This is a genomic window from Lactobacillus gasseri ATCC 33323 = JCM 1131, from assembly GCF_000014425.1.
In the GTDB taxonomy this organism is placed as follows: Bacteria; Bacillota; Bacilli; order Lactobacillales; family Lactobacillaceae; genus Lactobacillus; species Lactobacillus gasseri.
Map to the genome: position 1 here is coordinate 1,062,833 of NC_008530.1, position 25,028 is coordinate 1,087,860.

Genomic DNA, 25,028 nt, shown 5'->3' on the forward strand with positions numbered 1-25,028 from the left:
TTAATAAGCAATTTTTCAAATCTCAACAATCTGGTCAAAATCAGCCTTATTTTCATTATGAAGTTGATGACTAACAAAAATTACAGTTACATCATCTAGCCCTAAAAAAGTATTCTCCACTTTAAGCGCTGTTTTCTTATCTAAATTACTAGTACTTTCATCAAGTAAAAATAGTTTTCTCTTTCTCAATAACCCTCTCGCCAAAGCAAGTCGCTGTTTTTGTCCACCAGAAAAATTGTTGCCATTTTCATTTATTTCTGTATCTAGTCCATCAGGTAAGTTACTTATTGTTTCCCATAAATTAGCCTTTTTGAGTGCATCGATTATTTCAATATCCGTAAAATGCTCTCCTAAGGTCAGGTTATAGCGCACAGTATCATTGAATAAATATGGCGTTTGCTCCACATAAAGTAAAATTTTCTGGAGAGCACTATACTTTATTCGATTTAATTCTACTTTATTTAGCTGAATCTCACCGGTATAACTTCTTATTTGTCCAGAAATAATTTTCATGAAAGTAGTTTTACCACTACCTGATTTACCATAAATCCCTACTTTTTGATTTTTGCAAATACGTAGATTTATCGGACGAGTAAACACTTCTCTATCTTGATACTTCTTTTGTAAGTTAATTACTTCTAAAGAATTAAACTTATTTTCAGTAAAATCTTGTCCCTCTTCTTTATAGTTCTTTTTCTCAGTTAAATGATACTTATCAAAAATTGGTTCTAAAGCTGTCATTTCAGTCCATATTGGTGCAATCACAGCTAAAGAATTAAACACATTATAAGCCAAGTTTCCAGACGAACCTATTACACCTATTGAGATTATCTTTTCAAGTGCTAAATAGCCTGTCCATGCTTGAATTCCAACTTGACCTAAAATATTAGAAAAACCTGCAATATTATTTGCAATTGATTGATACTTTGCTTGCTTAACTTTTTTATTCATTAAAAGAAAGACTGCTTTAGTAATTCTAGTCTCCAGCTGATTTTCAACCCCAAAAATTGAAAAGGTATTAAATCCCCGCAAGCTATCATTAATTACGTTCAACAACTTTCCATTAGCCTTAGTCGTTGAAAGACTGGCACTGGCAAGCCTTTTATGAATAAGTTGCGGCAAAAATACTGTTAAGAGAGAAACTAAAGCAATAATTGGAATAAAGGTCCATGAAAATTTAGCTAAAGCAATCATTGAAAACAAGGGATCTGTAATAATTTGTACACTCTGCAAAATATTATAAAAGCCATCATTTTCTACCGTAGTCACGTCATTAGTTAACCAAGAGGCATAGACTCCTGTGTCCTGCTTATTAAAATCTTCAATTGATTTTCCTGACAATTGACGGATAATATCTTTTCTCAAGTCTAAGCTTAAAAGTTGCACTGTCTTAGCCATCTGAATTTGCATTAACACTAAGAAAACAGACAAAATTGCAAACACTACAATATCAATTATTACCCAATTAAAGAAGCCATGAAATTCTAACTTAATTAAGGCGTTAAAAATATTTACGTTAATTAAAGCGTGCGTCACTCTTAGAGCCGAAGTAATAATAGTTAAAACAATTACAACTCCTACTGCTCCCGGTCTTTTTCTTAAATAATGAAATAAGTAATTCATTTTGTTCACCTCGTTGCAGTTATTATTGAACAAGGTAAATAAGAAAAGATTTCTTTGTCGTAATAGAAATTGTATTGTCGTATACGCACATTTAGCTATTTAAATGAGGTAAAACAGAAACGAAATCTTTCCATCCTGCTTTTTCAAGAACATCACTAATAACTTTTACTTCATCTGCATTTTTATTAAAAACTGCTTGATAATAATTTTTAAGTATTTTAACTAACAGCAATTCCGAAGCATTTGAAAGTTTAGAAATATATTGGAGTGGTTGTTTTATTAATTCAGGTGTGTTGTGCTCATAACACTTATCTAAAAAATTAATACAAATGCCCCCTAAGATCTCCTGCGTTTTTATTGGTAACTCAGCTGGCTGGTGATACTTAGCCAAAATTGCATTTACTAAAAAACTAAGCTCATCTATATCGTAAACACGAATTGTTTCTCTAAACAACTGCAGTGAATTTTCATTCCAATTATTATCTTGAAAAACAAACTTCTTTAGATCATTTTTTAATTCAGCTGGAATATCAGCTGCTTTTGTTAAATAAACATTCAAAACCAAGTCAATTTGCAGCTGATAATACTTCTTTTGTCTCGAATCCGGTAATTGATCAATATCTTTTTTGATTGTCAAAAGTTCTTGCTTGTCTTTCTTCTCATACGCATCCCCTATTTCTTTTAGAAAATCTCTCTTTTCCTGTGAATTAAAATTAGAAAAATGAACAAAGAAAGCTGAGCTATCAATATGATGTCTGTTGAGAATAGCGATCAATTCATCCGCACTAATTTGATGAATGTTTCGTTCCACTTTTGAATAATAAGACGTTGAAACAATGTCAGCTGCCATCTCTGTTTGAGTTAAACCAAGGGATTGTCTTGTTTGTTTTAACAACTCGCCAATAGTCATTACATGCCCACCTCGTCCTCTATTTTCTACAATTATAATCGATTTTTTATCAGCTTAAATAATTTTTATCTGAAAAATATTTTAAAAACTATTTCATTTTACTAAAAATATTGGGATAATATAAGTCAAAATTAAGAAAAGGAGTTAAAGTATTATGTTAATGCGAATTTTACTAATTGTTTTGGTGATTTTAGTTTTAGTTCTATTAGCTTTAAGCTTTCATATTGTTCCGCAAAACTATGAAGGTTTAGTTGAAACTTTAGGTAAGTATTCACGAACTGTAAAAGCAGGCTTTGTGATGATTTTTCCTGGAGTTCAAAGAATTAGAAAAGTGTCGCTAGCTCTTCAACCTTTAGAAATTTCTAAATACCGAATTATTACTAAAGATAACGCTGAAATTACTACTAGTCTGACTTTAAACTATCTTGTCACTGACTCTTATAAGTACTTCTACAACAACACTGATTCTGTTGAATCAATGGTGCAATTAATTCGTGGGCACCTTCGTGATATTATTGGCCGAATGGAATTAAACGAAGCTCTAGGTTCAACTAGTCAGATTAACGCACAACTTGCCGAAGCAATTGGCGATTTGACTGACATTTATGGTATTCGCGTTGTTCGTGTCAATGTTGACGAATTGCTTCCTAGTCCTGAAATTCAAAAGGCAATGGATAAGCAATTAACGGCTGATCGTGAAAAAACAGCGGCAATTGCACGTGCTGAAGGTGAAGCCAGAAATATCGAATTAACTACTAAGGCGAAAAATGATGCCTTAGTTGCTACAGCCAAAGCGAATGCAGAAGCAATCAAAACTCAAGCTGATGCCGATGCTTACAGAATTAAGAAATTACAAGAATCACTTGATAGCGCTGGCGAGGGCTACTTTAGAAATCAAAGTCTTGATAGCTTCAACCAACTTGCTCAGGGTCCTAACAATTTAATCGTTGTTGATAAGGATGAAATTAGCAATTTAGGAAAAATTCCAGCTGCTAAAAAAATCTGGGACCAAAGCAAAAAAGAAGATTAAGAAAACAAAGACTTCTAACTTTTTTGAGCTAGAGGCCTTTTATCTTATAAAGATGTATTTAACTTGGAAAGGAAAACAGAATGAAAATCAACCGCAAAGAATTAAGAAAAATTGCTTGCAAGCAGCTTAAAGGCAACTGGCTATGGGTAATTGGATTGTTAATCATTCCTGGAATTATTAATTTATTTCTCGAATATATAACTAATTATGTCTGGACCGGTAGTTTGAATACTAATAATCTTTCTCTTATTTCATGGTGGCAAGGCTTAGGCTGGAGCATATTCACTATAATTACCGCCTTAATTGCTACGATGATTGCCTGGGGAGTTCAATATGCAACGTTAGCTTTTAGAGATACAGGTAAAAAGCCAAATGTTTTTAAAGCAATGTTTTCTAGTTTTACTAATGGCTATTTCTTTAAAACATTCCTAACTAGCTTACTAACTACTCTATTTACTTTCTTCTGGGGACTTTTATTAATAGTTCCAGGCATTATTAAAAGTTTTTCCTACGCAATGACGCCTTACATTATGAAAGATATGATTGATTCAAAACACGAAATGACTGCAACAGAAGCAATCAGTGAGTCACGCAAGATCATGAAAGGTAATAAAACCACTTTATTCATCATTTGGTTAACTTTCAATATTTGGTATTTTATTATTGGTTTAGCTGGAATAGCTATTGCTTTTCTTTACCTGAAACCATTTAATAAACCATTAGCTGATCTCATCTTCCAAGCATTGATTGCATATTTAATTGCAATTATTCTAATCGCTATCATCAACTTTCTACTTTCCCTTTACCTTCAACCGTATTATCGTCAAACTGTTGCCAACTTTTACCGCAACTTAGTAGGCGATAAATATCTTAGAAAAGATAATAATTAAATAAGATGGCAAAAATACGATCTAAGACTCAATGCCCTAGATCGTATTTCTTCTTTTGTCATCAAACAGCCGTCCATTTCTTATTGTGAAAATGAGTAAACAAATTCTTATTTTCTCTTAAAAGTTGCACAATTCCCTGCTTATCTATTAATTCTATTTGATTATCCTTTAAAAACTGTATAATTGTAGCAAGCTTTTGATAGTCAGTATTCCCTAAAGACAATATGTATTTCTGTCCATCTTTTGTATCAAGATATAAGTTAAGATAATCTGGGTTAAAATCAACAAGACTGATTCTGATATTTTTCTTATATACAATTTCCGCATTTCCAATATTAGCTAGTTTTATCACTTGCTCATCTTTTTTATGTAAGCCTAAAAGCTGCATTAACTTAATACCATCATTATTGCTATAAGAAGTAATCTTTACTTCTTCCTTATTAATCCTCCAATAAGAATTGAAATATGTCGGTAAAGTAATAAAAATTCTAGAGTTAAGACAATTATAAATACCCACCAAGGCAAATAGCTAAAGCCAGTAACAAATAATGAAAGTATAACAATTGCAGCTGCTCCAATTAAAACACGGCTAATTTTTACCGGTTTACCAATAACGATTTCATTTATATTTTTCATTTCAATCGCCTTCTTTTATTATCATTTATATTATCAAGCGCTTTCAAGAAAATACTACTATAATAAATAATCAAGGAGTTAATTATGGAAAAAGTTAGCTTAACCCAATTTACAGAAAACTCATTAAAAGGAATTTGGCAACAAGGCTTCTCAGCCGATCAGCCTGAATGGACCAAATTTAATGCACCATACTTTAACGATTATCAGAAATTTAGTGATTTTGAATCATTCAAGGACAGCACCATTGCCAAATTTTTATTAAGTGAAGATTGTCGCTGCATTATAGTTAACAAGCAGCCAATCGGTATGGTTTCAAAAGATTGGATTGATGAACAAACGCGCTGGCTTGAAATCGGAATTGTAATCTATGATTCAAGCAAATGGAGTGGTGGCTATGGCACAACTGCGCTACGAATTTGGATTAATCACATTTTTCAAAATACTGATAAGTTGGAACACATTGGATTAACAACCTGGTCTGGTAATCCCTCGATGATGCGTGTTGCAGAAAAACTCGGATTTCAAAAAGAAGCTCAAATCAGAAAAGTACGGTATTACAATGGTAAATATTATGACTCTATGAAATATGGGATTTTAAGGGATGAATGGGAAAATGTCTGTAAGAATTAAAAAGATCAAAGATAATCAATATCATGTTTGGTGCGATGAACAAAACATAGGTACTATTACTACTTATCATAATGAATTTCATAATAAGTATCTTTACCTAGAATTTAACCTGAGCAAATACCCTATTTACTTTCCATTTAGTGAAATCAAACAAATCGAAGGTAAATCACTTCAAGTAATGACTGATTCAACTAATACTGATTTAGTCCACTTATTGCTTCAAAATGGATTTAAATGTAAACGTCATTGTTATACTCCAAAAGTAACTAAAAACGATTTGAGGGTAAAACTAAATTCTAATTGTTCTCTGTATACCTTTGATATTAACAATAAAAAATATGACATACTTTGTCATCTACTATATAAATATTACCAAGCAATGCATCAATCCGTATCTCCGCTAACTGTTTCTGAGAATACTTTTGTTAAAGAAGTTCCGACCCAAACTGGCTACTATAGTACAAATGAAGATGGGAAAATTGAAAACCTAATTTTTACTGAGAAAAACGAGATAGCTTATATTTGTTCATTCAGTGAAAAATCTTGCAATCTATTCATTCAAGCTATTTTAAGTAAAATGTTTAGTAAATATTCTGCGATTTTCTTTGAAGCAGACGACACAGATTGGTCTGCAACTAAGTTACTTGATTGCTTTAATGTCGATAAAGAAAATAGTTTTAATACTTATATTTATATATGAAAAAAGCCATCGCAAAAGCGATGGTTTTATTTTGAATTAATTTCTTTTCTTAATACCCAATCCAAAGAAGCTAACTAAGCCAGTTAAAGCTAATCCTAACCAAGAAATCCAGGATACATCTTCTGCCCCTGCCTTTGGCAATGAAGCTTTCTTAGATTCATTTCTATTAAGACTCTTACTTCTTGTTAATGTAGCCAAGCTAGAATTTTTGCCTACAGGTTCATTTACGACTTTAAGTGTATTTTCCTCTCTCTTAGCTTTTGAAAATACATAAATAATCTTCGTACTCTCTTCTGATTTCTTAGCCTGTTCTTGTTCAGAAGTCTTAGTCTCATCTGCTTTATTTACTAACTTATCAGTTTTATCTAAAATCTGACTATTTTTCTCACCTAAATCATTATTTGTCGTACCTTGCTTTGATACTTGCGTTTCTTGCTTTAACTTATTCAACAATTCATCTAATTGTGGCTTAGTTAGATAAAACTTACGATTTAATTCAGGAGCAAGAATTAGTTTACCAGCTGCAGTTTGATCTTTGAAATAATCTACGAATAAGTCAGTATCAATTCCTACATCAGCCACCTTTTTTGCACCCTTAAATTCAGCAGTTGAATCTACTAAATAGTTGCTTGTAATAACTCGATAAGTCTTGTTTAAATCAAATTGCTTACCATTGCCGTCTAACATAACAGCTACTTTTTGCGGATGAGATGGATCATCAGTATCTGTATATGCATAGCGCATCCCGCCAACGAGGTAGTAACGTTCACCGTTTTTAACGTATTGTGAATTCAAAACATCGTAAATTTGTTTTCCTGTTAAATTAAATACTTGAATTTGATTATTAAATGGCTGTACAGCTTGAGCTGATTTCCATTTTATTGATCCGTCGTTTTCAATATTTAAGTTGCTTCGAACGCCGCCTCCATTAGTGATAGCAAAGTCAGCTTGGATTCCCTTCTTCCTAGCTTCAAAAAGTTGAGCATCAACGACTAAATCACCAACTGCATTTTCTTTATTATCATTGAGAGTGGTACTAATTTCAGTACCAGGGGTCGTTTTACCAATTACAGAATTTGTAATCTTGCTAGTACGATTTTCTGCGTCTTTAATAATTGCTTCGACTTTAGGATCAGCCTTAGTAAATTTATCTTCTTTTGGTGACATTACAGGATAAACATGAGTTATCAAGCTACCATTAACAAAATCATTTGTCTTAGGATCAATATAACCAATTGCGTCATCATAAGCCATTGAAAATTTATTGGCTTGAACAATTTTAGTTCTACCAACTGTACCATTTGCATATTGGTGTGAATGGGCAGCAACATATAAATCTACAGAATTATTGGGATCGATTTGATACAGCTTCTTCAAAATGTCGACTGCTTCTCCACTAGTTTTACCTTTATATGTTGAAACACCAGTATGGGCTAAAACAACAATCGCATTTACACCTTGATTTTGCAAAATACGATCATACTTTGCAATTGTTTCAGCTGGATCTAGAATTTGATAATCTTTTAAATTTTTAGCGAAAGTAAGTTTAGGCATATCAGCAGTTACAACACCAATAAAGCCAACCTTACTTGACTTATTGCCAGCTTTTACCTCTTTTGTCAAATATGGCTGCCAATTAAATGGCACAGTTTGATCTTTTTTATTAACTACATTAGAAATAACAATCTGTAAATTTGAATTTTCATGGGGATAGTTCTGCTCTTCTTGGTTAAATTGACCTTTTTGGGGAGCTTTACCTTCCACAATGCGGTCAAATTCACCTAATCCCTCATCAAATTCATGGTTACCCAGAGTACCAATATTAACGTTCATTGCCTTCAAAGATTTCATCGTCGGTTCATCTTGGAGTAGTGATGACGTCGCTGGAGAAGCACCTACCATGTCTCCCGCTTCAACTCTAAATGTGTTACCTTCGGGATTTTTTTCTTTAAAATCACTTTCCGCATTGTTCAAGTAACTACTTAAGCGTGCCACATTTCCAGCATTATAATGCATTCCTCGTCCAACATATGCTTTCCCAGTGGTATCAATATTTCCATGTAAATCATTAATACCTAACACTTGAACTGGGATATCATCCTTATAATTAGCAGGATTGGCCCATTGATCATTGTTCGGCTTTTTAGCATTATCTTGATTCGTCGTAACCCTTACTTCACTGCTTTGCTGAACTTGCCTTGGTTGAACGACTTCATCAGCTTTAACTGAACCATTATTTACTAAAAACAAGCTCATTAAAGCAGCACTAGCTAAACTACCAACTAAAACACGACGATGATTTTTCATTTCTTTCTCCTCTAAAACAATCAACATTAGCTTTTATACGTTCAAGTATATTCTTAATCATTACTACGTCAATGCTGAAATTGTTCGTTATTTTCGGTTAATATGTATATAGCTAGTTATCAGTAGCCCAAAAATATTTTTATTTACGAATAATTGAGTCTCACTTGCAAAAAATGTTATTCAAGCTAGTTCTCAAAAAGAAAAGAACCAAATTTTAGAACATTATTTAAATGAAGCAATCAATCCTAACGATGAATTAATTAACTTCGGCATTTATCCAGACAGTAAAATTCAACTATCTTACGTTCAAGTTTCAATAGCAGTCGCTTTATTAATTAACAGTCGTTCTTTAGACTTCATTGTTACTGGCTGCTCATCTGGTCAAGGGATGATGCTGGCTTGCAATACTTTCCCCAATGTTCAATGTGGCTATCTTCCTACCCCACAAGATGCTTTTCTATTCAGCCATATTAATAATGGAAATGTAGCTTCTTTCCCTCTAGGCCTAAATTGGGGTTGGAGCGGAGAAATTAATTTGGCGGAAACTATGAAATCCCTCTTTAAGCTGCCTTGGGGCACTGGCTATCCACCCTCTCAAGCATCCCGAAAAATGAAAAACACTACAGAAGTAAAAGAACTTAACCAGCTCAATAAAAAATCTATAATTTCTATTCTCCCTTCTGTTGATCCTGATCTACTAATTCCTATCTTAAAGTACAAACCAGTTTATGATTTTATTATCCAAAATGGTACAAATCATGAACTAGTTGATTTGATTAAGAAATTAAGGTACGACTATTTCAATTAGATATAAATAAAGACCATGTTTTTCAGGCGTGGTCTTTATTTTTACTATAATTTTTCATTTTAATCATCAGGATGCAAACTATACAGCTGCGGATTATTTTTCAAATAAAGCTGAGTATTATCAATCATTAATCCCTTAGTTTTCAAATTCACGTACATTTCATAAAAGTCTTCTGGGCCTTCTTCATAAAAAGGTACAGGTGGATGACATAAATATTCATATACCTTTGAATCTTTAAAACGCTTTTCAGCTTCTTCCACTGATATGTGTTCGTTTCCAGCAATTAACTTAGATACTACATTAGTAATTCCAACAATGTATTCTTGTTCATTATTATCTGTTTGTTTCATCTATGACACCATAAAAAAACCACTAAAACAAACCTGTTTTAGTGGTTTTAAAATTACTTCTTATCTTTCTTCTTTTTGCTCTTTACTTCCGGTTCCTTTTCATCATTAATGACATTTGGAGTTTGACCACCATCTTTTTTAGACTTATCAAGCCCTTCACCCGGTCTTTTTGGTGTCTTTTTTGGATCTGGAACAGTCGCAAATTTATCGAGCATTTGTTGTAAGTTATTAGGATTGTTAAAAGTTAGTCCCATGGTTATCATCCTTTTCTTTTTCTATGATTATAAAACGGAATTGACCAACTGACAAATGTTTACCGAAAAAATTTACTTAACCTTAAGAGCCTTGCTATAGTCAACTTCTCTTAAAACCTTGGCAAAATAAAAAGCGGTATTTTTCAACACCGCTTCTCTCGTCTATTCAAATTTCAAAATATCATCAACTGGATATCTAACCGACTTCAATTCTTCCGCACTCTTATCAGGTTTACCAATCGCAATACCCATCACAGGAACATATTGTGCTGGATCAAGTCCCATTACGCTGGCAGCTTTTTTAGCATCATAACCAGCCATTGCATTTGTTTCATAGCCGTGTGCTCGAGCAACCAGCATCAACTGCATGGCAGCAAGGGAAGAATCAACCATTGCATCAGCAGTAAGCATTGTCTTATCCGCATGTTCATACAATGGTAAAAAAGTATTGTAGACCTTGTCTAATTCTTCTTTGGAAATTCTCTTTTCTTCATACATATGATCCCACAGAGCACGATACTTCTTAAAAGCTAAAGTATTGCCAAAGATTTGAATAATTGCACTTGAAGTATCAATTTGCGGATTATTAAATGGCATGTAAAATTCATGCAACTTCTTCTTGCCTTCGTCAGTGTCTACTACGATGAACTGCCAAGCTTGCAAATTACATGCAGATGGTGCAGTAATTGTTTCTTTGATCATTTCTCTAAGTTCTTCGCGAGGAATTTTTACATCCTTATCAAAGTGACGAACTGAATGACGATTAAGTAATACGTCCCCAAAATTATTGTTTTCAAATTGTGTCATCAAATTTGCCTCCTATATATTAGCGCTTACATATATAATTATAGACTAAAACTACCTCAGCGCACATAAAAACGGATATAGTTTAATCGCTATATCCGTTTAATTTCATTTTTAATCTTTATTCTAATCCCAGAATTGATTTTGCAGCACGTCTGCCTTGGTGAATAACACCACCAACAGCTGTACCAGAACCAGGATAATACGATCCAATCCAACCACCTGCATTTAATCCTGCTGCATACAAACCAGTAATCGGTTGCTGATAAATATCAAGAACATTACATTTCTTGTTAATCTTTAAACCACCTATTGCTCCAAGATTTCCAGGAGTATTCTTATATGCATAATACGGACCTGAAAATGGCTTTACTCCCATCGTTCTGTCATATTCTGGATCAATACCTTTCGCTGCATTTCTATTCCATGTATTTACACTTTTTACTAAATTATTTACTGGTACATCAATCAAAGATGACAGTTCCTTAAGAGAAGATGCTTTAATTACTAAACCATTTTTTACATCTGTATCTAATGATTCAGTACTCCATGGAGAAGCTTTTTCGGAAATTGATGTTTGTCCAAAAATTTGATAAGTAGGCTTATTAAGTTGCTTTTCTTGATTAAAAATTGCTCTAAATCCATATGCATATGTTGAGTCTTCATTAACAAATCTTAAACCTTTACCATTTACAAAAATTGACGGAATAGTTGGCAATCGGTCATCTGTTCCGTTTCCAGTTCTAGCATCAAAATCAATTGTTCCGCCAAAACCAGTAACAGCAGCTCCTAATGACATTCCCATAACAATTCCATCACCTCTATCTGTCTGGACTGACCAACAATGATGTGCTTTTACATCTTCATAATGTTGAGGACTTAAATCTTTAGCTAGTTCAAGATTCTGATCAATAGAAGCTGTAGCAAGGATCACACCTCTTCTTGCTTTTAAATATTTAAGTTTCCGAGAATGATCTTCCGTAACCACTCCCAATACTTTATGTCTGTCATTAGAAACAATAAGCCCTACTACTGCAGTATTATATGTAAAACGTGCGCCTTGTTTTTTTGAATAATTCAGTAAAGCTTGAGTTAAAATAATTCCATTTCCTCCAGCTCCACCACCTTCGTATACATGAATTCGATCGGCAAAATTTTCTTTAGCATAGGGAATTTCAGTATGTCCATACACACTAGTCCACTTAATTCCCATCTTGCTAAGCCATTCAATATTTTTAGGTGAATTTTGGGTGAAATCATGAACTAATTCTTGATAAACTCGTCCTTCACCTGCCTTCATATATTCTTTTTCATGATTTTCTGGTGTATCATTTTGATATTTAGTATATTTTTTCTGCCATTTATCACCAGCAGCTTGAATAACACCACCAGAATAATTTGTTGTTCCTCCAGCTATACCCTGCTTCTCAATAACCATTACTGAAGCATTATTTTCTGCTGCTGTAGCAGCTGCTGATAATCCTGCACCACCTGCTCCAACAACGACAATATCATATGTATCATCATATTTAACTATCTCTTTTTCAGTAGTTAATTTATTAATAAGAGGAAAATTTGCTGGTTTAGGAATTCCATTATATTCCGAATGTGAATCATTTTGAGATGCACCTGTTATTGCATCTGTATTCACTTTTATCAATCCAGCTTCATTTGCAGCTTTAATAGCTGCTTTTCTAAAAGCTCCAGTGGAAATTGAAGCTCCTGATATTGCATCAACTTCTACTGAACCCTTCTGGTTTGCTTTTCTAAGCCATTTTTTAATTCCAACTGCTCCAATAGTATTTTCAGCAATATCTTTTGCCCATACTTTTTTTAGCTTTTCATTATCTTTATCTACATCAATAACGGCTTCTATTTCATTATGAAATCCTTTTTCCCTTGCACTAAATTGAACCATTTTATTACCTTCTTATAAAAAACAATTGATATCGTTTACATTTTTATTATAAGAAGTATATAGTTATAAGTGAAATTAATATCTGTTATTAGTAATAAGAATAGGTTATATCAAATATGGATATAAAAAAATTGACAATCTTTATTAACTTAGCTGAAACTAGAAGTTTCTCAAAAACCGCTATAAATATGCATGTAACCCAACCAACCGTTACTCATACTATCAAATCAATCGAATCAGAAATTGGCACTCAATTGTTTAATACTAATAAACACTATGTAACAATAACTGAAAATGGAAAAACTTTCTATCACGATATTAAACCATTAATTAATAATTACTACTCCGCCTTACAAAATATTAAAAAGAAGAATTTAAATGCAGCAAGTCAAATAACAATAGGATACTCATATACTCCATTTAACCAGACATATCTTCCAATTTGGATAAATAATTTTCATAAAATTAATCCTAATATTAAATTTAATTTAACCGACCTAAATCATAATGATTTTAAACAAGATCTTATATCAAATAATTTAGATCTTGTCATTACGACTGGAAGAGACGCACAAGGTTTAAGTAATATAAAAAGAACCATTTTATTCTCTGAATATTTTAAAGCCATTGTGCCCAACGATAATATTCTTTCTAAAAGAAAAATTTTAAATATCAATGATTTTACAAATCAAAATATGCTTTTTCTGGATAATACTTGGGCAGCAATAGATCTTATCAGCCTTCAAAATAAAATCAAAAATTCGGTTTCAAATATAAACATAACTTACGCAAATGATATTTCTGCTTTAGACTTACTTATTAAATCACAACAAGGAATTGCATTAGGGTTATATTGTCTTTACCCAGAATTAGAAGGAAACTCATGTTATATACCTTTGAATTGGAAGTCAAAAGTAGAACTTGCCATTCTAACTTCTAAAACAAACAGAAAAAAGGCAGTTAATAGTTTTATAAAATCAATCGTAGCTTATACTCATAACATAACATTTAATAAAAATTAGCCTAAAAAGGCAAAAAGTCTAGAACTCATGAAATCATGTTAGTTCTAGACTTTTTATCTTATTTTTCTATAAATACACCTTGAGAACTGGCCTTTAATTGCTCAATTCTATCATCTAAGCCAGCTTTTCTTAAACTAGCAATAAACTCTTCAGTCCTGCTATGTTCAATAGTTGTCATTACTGTAGATCCAGCACCGCTCAAATAAGTAGCAAAGGCTTCATGCTGATGCGCAATTTTTCTAATTTTTACTAATTCGGGCACTAACTTTTGTCGATATGGTTCATGAAATTCATCTGCTTCAATCAGTCTCTTAGCTGTTCCATAATCCTGTAAAGCTAAGCTAGCGGTTAAAGTTCCTAAAATGCTGCTTGCATGTGTTGCATTCTTAAAAGGCAGCTTTTCAGGTAAAGCATTTCTTGAAGCCTTCGTATCTAGCTCATAATTAGGAATATAAGCAAGAAAGTCAAATGGAATCAACGGTAATTCTTGAAAATAATATTGATCTTCTATCTTACTTGCAACTACCATTCCGCCTAAGATAGCTGGCATGACATTATCGGGATGCCCTTCAATCTTTGCCGCAATTTTACATTTATCTTGCTGACTTAAATTAAGATTGGCTAGTTGATTCGCAAGCTCAATTCCAGCCACAATGGCTGTTGAACTACTACCTAAGCCTCGACTTAAGGGAATTTGACTCTTAACTGATAAACGATGCGGTGTTAATTTAGGAGCAAGTTCTAAAGCAGTTTTAACAATTAAATTACTCTCATCATGACTTATTCCACTCATATCATGCTCAACAAACCATTTATCGCTTGTTTCTAGTACATCTAACTCTAAGAACATCGACACGGCGGTTCCTAAACAATCAAATCCAGGTCCCATATTTGCTGATGTCGCAGGTACAAAAATTTTCATTTTCTATCCTTAATAAACTTCATACAAACTATAAACTTTAATATCTTTTTCTTTCAAAGAGCTAAAAAATTTAGTTTTTTGATCAGCGGTTACATTACCTGTTAAATAGTAGCCATATTGGTCATCATTCAAAAAATCAGCCTCTTCAATTTGATACCTATTCATTAAATTGCCTACTACTTCGTTTTGAGAATGATCAATCTTAAACCAATACTGTCTAGTAAAGATATCCTTAACGCTCGCAGAGGTAGAATTCCAATCAGTTTTAAAAGGTGCTTCATTTTTAACTGCAGCCACTAAATCATTGATAACGCTATTAGCGGTTGGTAGTTTTCCAGCACCCGGGCCATAATAAAAGGATTTTCCAATTGCATAGCTTTCTATTTCGATACCATTAAATTCATTCTTAGTTTGTCCCAACATACTATTCTCTGGAACTAGCATCGGCATTACAACTGGATAATAAGTACTATTTTGAGTTTCAAGCTTAGCAATAAGTTTCAATGTGTAGTCAAACTTTTTAATTACTGCTAGTTCTTTCTGATTTATCTCGGTAATACCAATTCTTTTAATTTGATTAAGCTTTAAATTAATACCAAAAGCTAGTCGTCCTAGAATAATTAGCTTATATGCCGCATCTTTTCCACTAACATCATTAGTTGGATCAGCTTCTGCAAAGCCTAGTTTTTGTGCCTCACTCAAAGCCTGTTCATATGACCAATTATTATCTGCCATCTGAGTCAGGATGTAATTGCTAGTACCATTAACAATACCAGAAATTTGTTTAATCTGATCTCCAACATAGTTTTGATTCAGGACCCTTAAAATTGGAATTCCACCAGCAACACTTGCTTCGTAGAACAGGCGACCTTGATGCTCGTTAGCGATTGCCATTAATTCAGGTCCAAAACTAGCAACTAAATCCTTATTAGCTGTAATTACCGTACACCCTTGCCTTAAAAGTTCTGATATATATTCTTTAGCTGGGTGAAGACCACCCATAACCTCAATAACAACTTCAATATCTTGATCTTGACTAATTTGCTCAAAGTCTGTAGTTAGATTTAAATCTGGGTATAAACTACGATACTTATCAATATTTCTTACCAATACCTTAGATACTTTAAATTCTGTGTCAGTAATTTGGCTTATTTTTTCTTTACTATGTTTTAAAATATCAATCACACCGGAGCCAACTGTACCTAATCCGAGCATTGCAACTTCAATGGTTTTCATTTTAAAGGCCTCTTTAATAATTTTTTTATTTTTGATTGTATCATAGTAGTTAAACAGGTTACAATGATAAGAACAAACATGTTTTAAGAAGGAGTAATTTATGCAATATCGTAGTACACGCGCTAACTTAAATTATCAATTAGATGCTCCCGCAGCTATTATTCAAGGATTATCACCAGAAGGTGGTCTTTTTGTTCCAACTACTTTTCCTAAGCCAATTTTTGATTTAGAACAATTTAAAAATATGTCCTACCAAGAAATGGCTAAAAAAGTTTTAGCAACCTTCTTTGATGATTTCTCAGATGAACAACTTACTCAAATTGTAGGCGAATCTTATGGTAATCAATGGGATGATAAAGAAGTTGTCAAAATTACTAAACATGCAAACAATTATTATCTAGAACTCTTCCATGGTCCAACGCTTGCCTTTAAAGATATCGCCTTACAAGTACTTCCTCGTTTAATGCATACAGCTATCAAAATCAAACAAAATGATTCTGATATCATTATTCTAACTGCTACTTCAGGAGACACTGGCGGTGCAGCAATGAGTGGTTTTAAAGGTCAAGACCATACTCACGTTATTGTCTTCTACCCTTACGGCGGTGTAAGTCCCGTACAATTAAGACAAATGCTAGGTCTTAAAGGCGGTAACTTAACTGCGATTGCCATTAAAGGTAACTTTGATGATGCTCAAACTAACGTGAAGAAAATTTTTAATAATCAAGCTTTAGTTAAAAAATTAAAACTAAACAAATTGCAATTTTCTTCCGCTAATTCAATGAATATTGGCCGCTTAATCCCGCAAATTGTCTATTATTTTTATAGTTATGTTCAACTAGTTAAAAATGGTCAAATTTCAGCTGGACAAGAAATTAATTTTTCCGTTCCAACTGGGAACTTTGGCGATATTCTTGCGGGCTACTATGCTAGAAAATTAGGGCTACCAATTCATAAACTTATTTGTGCTTCTGATCAAAATAATGTTTTGACTGATTTCTTTGAAACTGGTACTTATGATCGTCAACGTAAGTTTTACTTAACTAACTCCCCTGCCATGGATATCTTAGTTTCAAGTAATTTAGAGCGATTATTGTTTGACCTTTATGATGAAAACGCTGATGAACTATCAAAATTAATGAATAAATTAAGCAAGGAAGGAAAATATACAATCAGTCCAGCTGTTAAGGAAAAATTAGCTCAGTTATTTGCAGCTGGTTTTGCTACAGAGGATGAAGTTGAAACTGAAATTAAACGTATCTATGAAAAAGATCATTACACACTCGATCCACATACAGCAGTTGCCTCTTTTGTAACTAAAAAGTATCAAGAAATTAGTCTTGATCAAACACCAACTGTGATCGTTTCAACTGCTAGCCCATATAAGTTCCCTGAAACAGTCTTTCATGCACTTACTGGTAAAGAAGTAAAAGAAAAAGGCGTTCCTGCTATTAAAGAATTGAATAGCTTCTTAAAAGAAGACTTAAGCGGGAATGTAAACAATTTGATTCAAACTGGTAATTATCAAGAGCAAATAATTGATGCTAGCGAAATGGAAAATGCTTTACTTAATATTTTAGATATCTAAAAAAGGAATGAGTTTTTAACTCATTCCTTTTTATAACCAATCATTAGCAACTAGCTTTTCAGCAATTTGAACAGTATTTCCAGCTGCACCTTTTAATAAATTATCTGCTACAACCCACATATTAAAGGCACCGGCTGTTTCTAAATCTGGCCTAATTCGACCAACAAAAGTATCGTTAGATCCAACTGCATTTAATGGTTGAGGATACTCTTGTTTTCTAAAATCATTCTGTACTTGAACTCCTGGGAAGTCTTTTAAAACCTTCTCTAGATCAGATACAGTAGCATTTTTATCTGCCAATTCAAAATAAACACTTTCTCCATGCGCAATTTCAACGGGAACACGAACACAAGTAGCAGTTACTTTAATATCAGCTGCATCCATATCGTTTAAGAGAATCTTCTTAGTTTCGTGAATCATCTTCCATTCTTCATGACTATAACCATCATCTTCAAAAACATCGATTTGGGGCAATAAGTTAAAGGCTAAAGGATAATGCTTTTTATCTCCTGCTGTAGGCAAAACTTGGGCATCTTCCTTAATATCACGCCCTGCCATATAGTCTTTAGCTTCTTTGAATAACTCTTCTAAAGCTGCGTGCCCAGCACCAGAAGCTGCTTGATAAGTTGATACAATTACTCGCTTCAGGCCAAATTTATCCATCATTGGCTTTAAGGCCATTACCATTTGAATTGTAGAACAATTTGGATTAGCAATAATACCATGATGATTTTTAATTTCTTCACCATTAACTTCAGGAACAACTAATGGAACATCAGGATCCATTCTAAATGCACTAGTATTATCAATGCAAACACTGCCCCTCTTAACAGCTTCAGGCAAAAACTTTTTAGAAACTGCTCCACCAGCAGAAGATAAAACTATGTCAACGCCGGAAAATGATTCTGGTTTAGTTTCTTCAACTTCAACTTCTTGATTATGGAATTTTAATTTCTTGCCAGCAGATCTTTTAGAAGCTAGAAATTTAACTTTTTTAACTGGAACAGTGGACTGTTCAAGTTGCTTGATCATTCGCTGTCCCACTAACCCAGTTGCACCTAAGATAGCAACCGTAAATTCTTTTTTCATAATATGTCCTCATTTCTTTTATTTGTAGGTTATAATGATGCATAATATAAGTCAACTAGAATTTTTCAAGGAAGGATAACTAATCCGTATGAAAGTAGCTAAATTCGGTGGCAGCTCCGTTGCTTCAGGTGCAAAAATTGCTCAAGTAATTAACATTTTAAATAACGACAATAAACGCCAAGTCGTAGTCGTTTCCGCCCCAGGAAAAAGAAGTAAATCAGATACCAAGGTTACTGATCTTCTAATCAAGTACGCCAATCTTACCCTTCGTAAGCAAAATTGTGAAAAAATTCAAGCACAAATTTATGCTCGTTATGCTGAAATTGGAAAATATTTTGACTTGAGTATGCAGGGACTTAACGAAATCAAAGCTTTAATTAATGATCTTCCTACTCATACTTTTCCTAATCGTGATTATTTGATGGCAGCATTTAAAGCTCACGGCGAATTTTTAAATGCTAAACTCTTAACAATGATTATGAAAAAACAAGGATTTAAGGTGCGACTTCTAACACCAAGACAAGCTGGTTTAGTTGTAACCGGCAGTCCAAATGATGCTTCTGTCAACCCTGAAACTTATGTTAATCTCCGTAACCTTGAACTCGACCCCACTGAAAAAATTATCTTTCCTGGATTTTATGGTATTTCACCTTCTGGAAATATTGCCACTTTTTCACGTGGTGGTTCAGACATTACTGGAGCTATTTTAGCCCGCGGTTTTACTGCGGAATTATATGAGAATTTTACTGATGTTGATGCTATTTTTTCAGCTAATCCTGCTATCGTTTCTCACCCCCAGCCAATCAGTAAAATGACCTACCGTGAAATGCGAGAACTGTCTTATGCAGGCTTTTCTGTCTTTCACGATGAAGCTTTAATTCCTGCTATTCAAGCACAGATCCCAGTTAATGTGAAAAATACTCAGCATCCCGAAAGACCCGGAACAATGATCGTACCTGAGACCAACTTTAAAGCTCAACATACAATTACGGGCATCGCTGGCGGTAAAAACTTTGCAGCCCTTTATTTACACAAATATTTATTAAATAAAGGAGCTGGTTTCACTTTAAAGATTTTACAAATTCTTGATCAACATAAAGTTGCCTATGAACATATGCCCTCAGGAATTGACGATATTACAATTATTTTCAAAAAAGAAGATCTCAATGCCGAACTAATTGATCAAATTTGCAATGAAATTCAAGTTTCGCTTAATCCTGATCAAATGCAGTGGATCGATGACTATGCAATTACAATGGTGGTTGGTGAAGGAATGCGTGACAAACTTAGCCTATGTGCAAGTATCCTTTATCCTTTAGGTCAAAAGAACATTTCAATTCAGATGATTAATCAAGGTGCATCTCAAATTTCAATCATGATCGGAACTAGACGAGGCGACGCCGAAGAAGTTATTCGAACTATTTATCAGACTTTTTTTAATTAGCAATAATATCAAAAAAGAGCGGTGATTAATCTCATCGCTCTTTTCGTTATGTCTTTTACCAAATAGTAATTCTGTCTTCTGGATCAAGCCACATCCCATCTTTTGGAGTAACATTGTAAGCTTCATAAAATTCATCCTGATTTTGAGCTGGGATATTCACTCTAGTTGGCTGCGGAGCATGAACATCAGATTGTACTTCGGCAGTAATTGCTTCAGGACGTTGCTTTTGCATCCAGCTTTTAGCATAAGTTTCAAAGAGATCTTTCATCTCTCCTCCTTCTGCTTTGTTAGCTGCAATTGCACAAGAAAGTCCACTTAAGTCAGCAATATTTTCAGAAACGACTTGCTTACCATTTAACTTAACTGGGCCATATTGTAAGCCATCAAAGATATCAGCAACTGCCTTGGTCCGCTTATTAAATTCTTCAAAGTCTTCTTTGGTCCACCAGTTCTTCATGTTGCCTTTTTCATCGAATTGCGCACCATTATTATCAAAAGCATGAGAAACCTCATGGCCAATTGTTGCACCAATTCCGCCATAGTTAGCAGCCCGAGATTGTTTTGCATCATAAAATGGAGCTTGCAAGATTCCTGCTGGGAAGGTTAAGTCATTCTTATAAGGATCGTAGCAAGCGTTGTTCAAATTGCCTGGCATTTCCCAAATACTTTTATCAGGCTTTTTATTTAATCTTTGAAGAATATCTTTAATTCTTTCTTGATTAATCAAAACATGGTTTTCATATAAGGTCTTATTTGGATCGACAACTAGATTATCAAAAAGAGCCCTATTCTTTTCTGGATAACCTACCTTTAACTTTAAAGCCTTTAATTTGATAATAGCCTGCTTTTTAGTATCTTCTGAAAGCCAAGAATTATTTTGAATTCTTTGTTCGTAAACCTTAAGCATCTTTTTAATCATACTAATTACGTCAGCTTTGGCTTCATCACCGAGATAGGTCTTACCATAGTAAATTCCAATCACTTCATCAAAAGCAGCATTAGCTAGCCGATAAGCATGCTTATCTTGAGATGGTAGTTCTGGGACACCGTAAACTGCTTGTCTAAATGGAAAGGCGGCCTCTCTAAAATCCTGAGATAAGTAAGTTGCACTTTTATTGATGAATTTAATAATCATCCAGCCCTTAAATTCTTCAAATTCACTTTCATTCAAGAAGTCGTTAATATGTTTAAAGTAGCGTGGTTCTGCAACAATAACTTTGGCTGGCATTTCAGGCAAGAGCTGCTTTAAGAACGAATTAATATCAAATTGATCAAATTTTGCCTCAAAGTCAGACAAACTAGCTGGATTATACATTGCCACTTCATCAGCCCATTCTTCTGTTGACTTCAAAATCTTAGAAAGTTTTTTATCAAATTCAATACCGTTCTTGGCCCAAGTTCTAGCTTGTTCTTCACTTACTCCAGCCATCGTAAGTAATTTTACAGTTTGCTTCTCTAAGACAGAAAGTAATTTTTCAGCATCTGGAACTTGATAAGCAGTAGTATCTGGCAAGAAAAGTTGTGGACCAGTTGCATATAAAGCATTATGATCTGTATCTTTCATATCCTCAGATACGTAGATGTCAAGTGGTAATTCATAGCCACTCGATATTAATTGAGCTGCTTTTTGGTTAAATTCTGCAAAATTTTTCAAAGAAGTTAATCTGCTTAGATCTTTTTTAATTGGCTCTGCTTGATCCTTATTTCTCTTATCAAAATCAGCTGCCAACTTGTAGTAGTTAACTGCCTTTTTAAAATTTGGCACATCAGGAAGAGGCTTTTTACCACTAGCAAAAGCTTCAAAATCCTTCATAAGCTTGTCTTCAATTCGCATGTCTAAAATCAAATTGATTCCAGTTGAAGTTCTATCGGCTGGAATTTTTGCTTTTGAAAGCCACTCAGAGTTAACTGCTAAATATAAATTATCTTGTGGTCTAGTATTAACATTGGGCTTAGTTAAGTCGCCTGCACCCCCGCGAACGCTGAAATATCTTCTCATAATACTTACCTCATTTCTTTAATTAGGTAAATGATACCATTATTAAAAATATTAAGCTAATTTTTATTTTCTTGTTCCACCAATAATTGAGTAGTAGAAACTAACCGATGATATTTTTGTTCGTTATGGTATAAATCAACAAAATCTGCAATTTGTTATTCTCTTTATTTTATTCTTGCTTGCTCGTTTTATATTGCTATTCACTACACCATTAATGATTTCCGATTTTAAAACTTATTCATTAAACGCAAAAGAACCGTATGCATCTTCAACATGCACACGGTTCTTTTTTAGTCTACAGACTTCAAAGCTTCAAGCATATTGACTTCTTTAATTTCACGGCTCACAAAAATTGCCATGATTGCTGTAATTGCCAGCGGAATTATTGCTGACAAAAGATAATTGCTAAATAAAATTCCAGGTCTAAACATCGCATTCATCGGAGCTAAATTGTCAATAATAAAACTATGCAGCCAATTTCCAATTAAAAAGCCAAATAAAATACCTAAAATTGAGAGAATGATCGTCTCACGATAAATATATAGACTAGCCTCTTTATTATAGAAACCTAAAACTTTCAAAGTAGAAATTTCTCTCATTCGCTCTTCTAAATTTGTTGTAGTTAAGGTAAAAATCACAACAATTGCTAAAAGGACTGCTAAACCAATTAACAGGAACATCACCTTATCCATACTTTGAATTAGGCTATCAATTATTTGCTTATTGCTAGTATTTAAATTAATTGCATTAACTGCGCCAGTTTTCATCAACGAATTAGCAAAATCATCAGTTTGAACGTCTGACTTTAATTCAATTAACTGGGCATTGGTATTCATTTTCTGGTCAAAATATCTCTCATAGACATTTGAATTCATCAAGACATAATGTCCCATATACATTTCACAAATCCGACTAATTGGCAGTTTAACTTTCTTACCATTATTCAATTTTAAAATTAACTTATCGCCAGGCTTTAAATGTAAGAGATTAGCCAGCTTTTCAGAAATAACCACGCCATGATTATTCAAGTTGATTTTTTGACCTGACTGTCTATTTCTTAGATTAATGTAGTCGTTAATATTTTGATCTTTCTTTGGCACGATTATTGAAATATTTTGTTTCGTTCCGTCGATCTTTTTAGTAATATTTTCAAAATGTACTGGTAAATACTTATTTATTTGCTTTGAACCAAGCTTTTGCTTTAACTTTCTGCTCTGACTCTTAGACAAATCATTTTTATCAACTGCAACTAAATCATACTTAATAAGCTCGCCATATTGTTTTTGACCAATACCTGCTAGTGAATCACGAATACCGAATCCCATCATCAATAAGCCAGTACATCCCGCGATGCCCAGAATTGTCATGATCATTTTTACTTTATAACGAAAAATATTCCTTAACGTAACTTTATAGTTAAAGCTTAAATTTTGCCAAAGTGGTTTGATTCTTTCTAAGAAAATTCGCGAGCCATTCTTTGGTGGTTTTGGCAACAATAATTCGCTTGTTTTTGCTCTTAAAACCAAAAATAGTTGAATTAAAGCTGCACCCGTTGTACATAAAACTGCAATTAAGATAGTTAAAAATAAATACTTCCATGAAAATAAAGTCTGAAAATTCGTCAGTGTTAGATTAGCAGTATAAGAATTAAATATTATCCGCGGTAATAACCAATAGCCTCCAATTGCACCAATCAAAACGCCCGTTAAAGCGGCGGTTAAGCTATAAACAATAAATTTTAGACTAGTGTCTAACTTGCTATATCCTAAAGCTCTTAAAACACCAATATTTTGTCTTTCTTCATCAATGAAGCGTGTCATAGTTGAAAAACTGACTAAAGCTGCTACTGCAAATAGAAAAACTGGAAAAATGTCAGTAATTAATTCAATTTTTTCTGAATTTGACTGGTAAGTATCATAGCCAGGATCATTTTTACGATCATTAACATAATAAGAAACATTGCCCAATTGCTTGATTTGCCATTTTTGCTTACTTAATTTGCTTTCCTGTTTTTCTAATTGAGCTTTTTGCTCAACTACGTTTAAGCCATTAACTTCAGCTAACTGAACTTGCTGCCTAGCCTGATTAAGTTGCTTTTGAGCTGATACTAAATTCTTATCAAGTTCTATTTTCTTTGTTCTGCCATTTCTATCTAGGGCTTTAATAAGCTTTTTCTTTTTATCATCAATGATTCTTTGATAAGCACTAGAATATGGATCTAAATTTTTAGTTTTATCAAAACGAATGCGAGCAATACTATAATTTGAAGAATTAAAAGCACTCTTTTTCACTACTGCAATTCCTGAAAGTTGACCAGTTCCGACAGTAGTTTGACCGATATTGCTTTTATCCGTATATTCGCTTGGTCGAATAAAACCAACAACTTTAAAACGATTAGTTTTCAAATTATTATGATCATCTAACTTAATCCATTCCCCTAAACGATATTTGTTTTTAAGTAAATAACTAATCGCAATTTGGTTATTCTTATTGGGCAACTTACCACTAACTACTTGATTAGTGGAAATATTTTTGGTTTCTGATAAAAGACGCAGGCTAGTCTTTGAATTATTAACGCTTGTATCTTGCAAATATCCCAAATCTAATGTTGAATTTTTAGCGTGATTCCTAAGCGTTTGAAGATCATTTTTATCAAGACCATAATTTGAACTGACTGTTAAATCTGCCAAATTTACATTTTGATAATAACTTTGAGCGGTATTTCTCATGTCTGGACCAGCCATCTTTAAACCAATAAAGGCAAAAGCACTAACTGCCATTAATAACATAATCCCAATAAAACGTCCCCAAGAATTAGTGAGTGAATTGATAGCATCTTTCCATAAAATTTTTTTACTCATCTCACTC

General features: G+C 33.3%; 22 protein-coding genes. 8 read left to right on the forward strand and 14 right to left on the reverse strand.

What is annotated here, in order from left to right; translation table 11 throughout:
* Positions 1 to 15: 15 nt before the first annotated feature.
* Positions 16 to 1,623, reverse strand: coding sequence for an ABC transporter ATP-binding protein (locus LGAS_RS05210; RefSeq protein WP_003652536.1), 1,608 nt, complete (start codon positions 1,621 to 1,623; stop codon positions 16 to 18).
* A gap of 91 nt (positions 1,624 to 1,714) precedes the next feature.
* Entirely contained in the window at positions 1,715 to 2,533 is an 819-nt protein-coding gene (locus tag LGAS_RS05215; RefSeq protein WP_003652538.1) for a helix-turn-helix domain-containing protein, read from the reverse strand.
* 160 nt (positions 2,534 to 2,693) lie between these two features.
* Here LGAS_RS05215 and LGAS_RS05220 point away from each other — a divergent pair, with 160 nt between their 5' ends.
* A complete protein-coding gene (locus tag LGAS_RS05220; RefSeq protein WP_003647245.1) occupies positions 2,694 to 3,563 on the forward strand; it encodes an SPFH domain-containing protein in 870 nt (289 codons plus the stop codon).
* 80 nt (positions 3,564 to 3,643) lie between these two features.
* Positions 3,644 to 4,453 carry a DUF975 family protein gene (locus tag LGAS_RS05225; RefSeq protein WP_003647242.1) on the forward strand — a complete coding sequence of 270 codons (810 nt, stop codon included), beginning with the start codon at positions 3,644 to 3,646 and terminating at the stop codon, positions 4,451 to 4,453.
* A gap of 61 nt (positions 4,454 to 4,514) precedes the next feature.
* On the opposite strand, the gene LGAS_RS05230 is transcribed toward LGAS_RS05225, so the two are convergent.
* Positions 4,515 to 4,841, reverse strand: a complete 327-nt coding sequence (locus LGAS_RS05230) for a hypothetical protein (protein WP_003652544.1) — start codon at positions 4,839 to 4,841, stop codon at positions 4,515 to 4,517.
* 38 nt (positions 4,842 to 4,879) lie between these two features.
* Positions 4,880 to 5,089, reverse strand: a complete 210-nt coding sequence (locus LGAS_RS05235; protein WP_003647240.1) for a hypothetical protein — start codon at positions 5,087 to 5,089, stop codon at positions 4,880 to 4,882.
* 84 nt (positions 5,090 to 5,173) lie between these two features.
* On the opposite strand from LGAS_RS05235, the gene LGAS_RS05240 reads away from it, so the two are divergent.
* Together LGAS_RS05240 and LGAS_RS05245 are read left to right on the forward strand one after the other, a co-directional pair.
* Positions 5,174 to 5,719 (forward strand): GNAT family N-acetyltransferase, encoded by a 546-nt coding sequence (locus tag LGAS_RS05240; RefSeq protein ID WP_003647239.1) that lies wholly within the window; start codon positions 5,174 to 5,176, stop codon positions 5,717 to 5,719.
* Entirely contained in the window at positions 5,703 to 6,419 is a 717-nt protein-coding gene (locus LGAS_RS05245) for a GNAT family acetyltransferase (protein ID WP_225792981.1), read from the forward strand. The genes LGAS_RS05240 and LGAS_RS05245 overlap by 17 nt, the downstream gene beginning before the upstream one ends.
* A gap of 36 nt (positions 6,420 to 6,455) precedes the next feature.
* Here LGAS_RS05245 and LGAS_RS05250 read toward each other — a convergent pair whose 3' ends face one another.
* Entirely contained in the window at positions 6,456 to 8,726 is a 2,271-nt protein-coding gene (locus tag LGAS_RS05250; RefSeq protein ID WP_003647238.1) for a bifunctional metallophosphatase/5'-nucleotidase, read from the reverse strand.
* A gap of 178 nt (positions 8,727 to 8,904) precedes the next feature.
* On the opposite strand from LGAS_RS05250, the gene LGAS_RS05255 reads away from it, so the two are divergent.
* Entirely contained in the window at positions 8,905 to 9,534 is a 630-nt protein-coding gene (locus LGAS_RS05255) for an RpiB/LacA/LacB family sugar-phosphate isomerase (protein ID WP_035422690.1), read from the forward strand.
* A 59-nt stretch (positions 9,535 to 9,593) separates the two neighbouring features.
* Here the strand turns inward: LGAS_RS05255 and LGAS_RS05260 are convergent, their stop codons facing one another.
* From LGAS_RS05260 to LGAS_RS05275, 4 genes are all read right to left on the reverse strand, one after another.
* Positions 9,594 to 9,884: a hypothetical protein gene (locus LGAS_RS05260; RefSeq protein WP_003647236.1), complete on the reverse strand. Its 291-nt coding sequence runs from the start codon at positions 9,882 to 9,884 to the stop codon at positions 9,594 to 9,596.
* Between the two features lie 53 nt (positions 9,885 to 9,937).
* Complete coding sequence (locus tag LGAS_RS09815) at positions 9,938 to 10,138, reverse strand: SPJ_0845 family protein (protein WP_003652550.1); 201 nt, start codon at positions 10,136 to 10,138, stop codon at positions 9,938 to 9,940.
* A gap of 162 nt (positions 10,139 to 10,300) precedes the next feature.
* Positions 10,301 to 10,945, reverse strand: coding sequence for a nitroreductase family protein (locus LGAS_RS05270; RefSeq protein WP_003652552.1), 645 nt, complete (start codon positions 10,943 to 10,945; stop codon positions 10,301 to 10,303).
* Between the two features lie 118 nt (positions 10,946 to 11,063).
* The gene (locus tag LGAS_RS05275; RefSeq protein ID WP_003647233.1) at positions 11,064 to 12,860 is read right to left on the reverse strand and encodes an FAD-dependent oxidoreductase; all 1,797 of its coding nucleotides are present in this window, start codon (positions 12,858 to 12,860) and stop codon (positions 11,064 to 11,066) included.
* 116 nt (positions 12,861 to 12,976) lie between these two features.
* Between LGAS_RS05275 and LGAS_RS05280 the strand changes: the two genes are divergently transcribed.
* Positions 12,977 to 13,882 carry a LysR family transcriptional regulator gene (locus tag LGAS_RS05280; protein WP_003647232.1) on the forward strand — a complete coding sequence of 302 codons (906 nt, stop codon included), beginning with the start codon at positions 12,977 to 12,979 and terminating at the stop codon, positions 13,880 to 13,882.
* Between the two features lie 58 nt (positions 13,883 to 13,940).
* Here the strand turns inward: LGAS_RS05280 and thrB are convergent, their stop codons facing one another.
* Positions 13,941 to 14,804, reverse strand: coding sequence for a homoserine kinase (gene thrB, locus LGAS_RS05285; RefSeq protein ID WP_003651647.1), 864 nt, complete (start codon positions 14,802 to 14,804; stop codon positions 13,941 to 13,943).
* A 9-nt stretch (positions 14,805 to 14,813) separates the two neighbouring features.
* Positions 14,814 to 16,040, reverse strand: a complete 1,227-nt coding sequence (locus LGAS_RS05290; RefSeq protein ID WP_003647229.1) for a homoserine dehydrogenase — start codon at positions 16,038 to 16,040, stop codon at positions 14,814 to 14,816.
* Positions 16,041 to 16,140: 100 nt separating this feature from the next.
* On the opposite strand from LGAS_RS05290, the gene thrC reads away from it, so the two are divergent.
* Complete coding sequence (gene thrC, locus LGAS_RS05295) at positions 16,141 to 17,628, forward strand: threonine synthase (protein WP_003651652.1); 1,488 nt, start codon at positions 16,141 to 16,143, stop codon at positions 17,626 to 17,628.
* Positions 17,629 to 17,658: 30 nt separating this feature from the next.
* Here the strand turns inward: thrC and LGAS_RS05300 are convergent, their stop codons facing one another.
* Complete coding sequence (locus tag LGAS_RS05300) at positions 17,659 to 18,717, reverse strand: aspartate-semialdehyde dehydrogenase (protein WP_003647227.1); 1,059 nt, start codon at positions 18,715 to 18,717, stop codon at positions 17,659 to 17,661.
* A gap of 88 nt (positions 18,718 to 18,805) precedes the next feature.
* On the opposite strand from LGAS_RS05300, the gene LGAS_RS05305 reads away from it, so the two are divergent.
* Entirely contained in the window at positions 18,806 to 20,161 is a 1,356-nt protein-coding gene (locus LGAS_RS05305) for an aspartate kinase (RefSeq protein WP_003647226.1), read from the forward strand.
* Between the two features lie 55 nt (positions 20,162 to 20,216).
* Here LGAS_RS05305 and LGAS_RS05310 read toward each other — a convergent pair whose 3' ends face one another.
* Together LGAS_RS05310 and LGAS_RS05315 are read right to left on the reverse strand one after the other, a co-directional pair.
* Entirely contained in the window at positions 20,217 to 22,160 is a 1,944-nt protein-coding gene (locus LGAS_RS05310) for a M13 family metallopeptidase (protein WP_003654616.1), read from the reverse strand.
* A gap of 290 nt (positions 22,161 to 22,450) precedes the next feature.
* Positions 22,451 to 25,021 (reverse strand): ABC transporter permease, encoded by a 2,571-nt coding sequence (locus LGAS_RS05315; RefSeq protein WP_003647223.1) that lies wholly within the window; start codon positions 25,019 to 25,021, stop codon positions 22,451 to 22,453.
* Positions 25,022 to 25,028 lie beyond the last annotated feature (7 nt).